Raw genomic sequence first — 1986 nt, 5'->3', positions numbered from 1 at the left:
CCCCGCTACCGACGCGGTATTGACGATTGCCCCGCCCCCCCGGGCCATCAGCAACGGCAACTGGTACTTCATGCACAGCCAGACACCCTTCACGTTCACGCCCATGATCGCATCGAACTCGGCCTCACTGCCTTCGGCCAGGCGACTCTGCTCTATCTCGATACCCGCGTTGTTGTAGGCGTAGTCCAGCCGGCCATACGCCGCAATCAGCCGCTCGTGCAGCTGGCGCACCTCAGCGTCGCGGGTAACATCACAGGCAATGAACGACGCTTCACCGCCCGCGGCCTGGATCTGCTCCACGGTCGCCTCGCCACCCACCGGGTCAAGGTCGGCCACCACCACGTTCAAGCCCTCGCGGGCGAAAGCCAAGGCGGTCGCCCGGCCAATGCCGGCGGCAGCACCGGTAACCAGGGCTACCTGGCCAGAAAAGGTCATGCTCATCGCGTGCTCCAGTGACGGTAGGGTGGGGTGCTGAGCATAGTCAGCCGCCGCCTGGCCGGGCAGCATCATCACACCAACGGTTGGGCTACCATGCTTGTCAGTGATGTTAAGGACCTGCCTACATCAACAAGGTAGATTGAACGCCTGACTCCCTCCACTGCCCACAAGGACCCGCCATGACCCAGACCAACCGCCGCTTCCTGCTGGCCAAGCGCCCCGTCGGCGCCGTGCGCCGTGACGACTTCACGTTCGAGCGCGTACCTGCCGAACAGCCCGGCGAAGGCCAGGTGCTAGTGCGCAACCTGTACCTGTCGCTGGATCCGGCCATGCGCGGCTGGATGAACGAAGGCAAGTCGTACATCCCGCCCGTAGCCCTGGGCCAGGTGATGCGTGCCCTTGGGGTGGGCGAAGTGGTTGCCTCCAACCACCCCGCCTACACGCCGGGCGACCATGTCAGCGGCGCCCTTGGGGTGCAGGACTACTTCACTGGCGAGCCCCAGGGCCTGCACAAGATCGACCCCAAGCTGGCACCGCTGCCGCGCTACCTGTCGGCGCTGGGCATGACCGGCATGACTGCCTACTTCGCCCTGCTTGACGTCGGCCAGCCCAAGGCCGGCGACACCGTGGTGGTTTCCGGCGCGGCCGGCGCGGTGGGCAGCATTGTCGGGCAGATTGCCAAGCTCAAGGGCTGCCGCGTGGTCGGCATTGCCGGCGGGGCCGAAAAATGCCAGTACCTGGTGGACGAACTGGGCTTTGACGGGGTGATCGACTACAAGGCCGAAGACGTGCTGGCCGGCTTGAAGCGCGAATGCCCAAAAGGCGTGGACGTGTACTTCGACAACGTCGGCGGCGACATCCTCGATGCGGTGCTGACCCGCATCAACTTCAAGGCACGCATTGTGATTTGCGGCGCAATCAGCCAGTACAACAACAAGGAAGCGGTGAAAGGCCCCGCCAACTACCTGTCGCTGCTGGTTAACCGCGCGCGCATGGAAGGCTTTGTGGTGATGGATTACACCAAGGACTACGGCAAGGCCGCGCTGGAAATTGCCGGCTGGCTGGCCAGCGGGCAGGTGAAGAGCAAGGAGGATGTGGTGGACGGGCTGGAGACGTTCCCCGAGACGTTGTTGAAGCTGTTCAGTGGGGAGAACTTTGGCAAGTTGGTGTTGAAGGTTTGATTGGGGGGTGGGTTTGAGGGTGCATGCCTTGCGAGGTGTGGCGCCTGTGAGATCGAGCGCCGCCCGCGCGGCGCATCGCGAGCTGCGCTCGCTCCTACGGTTGTTTCTGGCCAGTTATTCCTGGGGGATTTGCGCGCGTACGCCTTGGCGCATGTCGCGATATTGCGTCGTACAAACAAGGCGGTCGCGCGCGCCTGTCACAGGCGTGACTGGCCCGAAACAAATGTAGGAGCGAGCGCAGCTCGCGATGCGCCGCGCGGGCGGCGCTCGATTTCTGCCACACCCTAAACCCACGCCAAACACACCCGGCCATTGCGCAACCGCATGCCATGCGGGGTGGCTTCGTAAGGGTACGGCGGTAGAGATG

The 1986-nt window shown here is 64.0% G+C and carries 2 protein-coding genes; one reads left to right on the top strand and one right to left on the bottom strand.

What is annotated here, in order from left to right:
* A partial coding sequence (locus tag DMX11_RS25750) for an SDR family NAD(P)-dependent oxidoreductase (RefSeq protein WP_146230386.1) occupies window positions 1–441 on the bottom strand: 441 nt, incomplete at its 3' end.
* 176 nt (window positions 442–617) lie between these two features.
* Between DMX11_RS25750 and DMX11_RS25745 the strand changes: the two genes are divergently transcribed.
* Window positions 618–1619 (top strand): NADP-dependent oxidoreductase, encoded by a 1002-nt coding sequence (locus tag DMX11_RS25745; protein WP_110748636.1) that lies wholly within the window; start codon window positions 618–620, stop codon window positions 1617–1619.
* The last annotated feature ends 367 nt before the right edge of the window (window positions 1620–1986 follow it).

The organism is Pseudomonas sp. LB-090624, from assembly GCF_003205205.1.
Classification (GTDB): domain Bacteria; phylum Pseudomonadota; class Gammaproteobacteria; order Pseudomonadales; family Pseudomonadaceae; genus Aquipseudomonas.
Note: the sequence above shows the minus strand (reverse complement) of the source record. Positions and strands in the feature narration are given on the sequence as shown.

Coding starts and splice junctions, on each gene's coding strand:
- DMX11_RS25745 (WP_110748636.1), top strand. CDS start 618: ATGACCCAGACCAACCGCCGCTTCCTGCTGGCCAAGCGCCCCGTCGGC.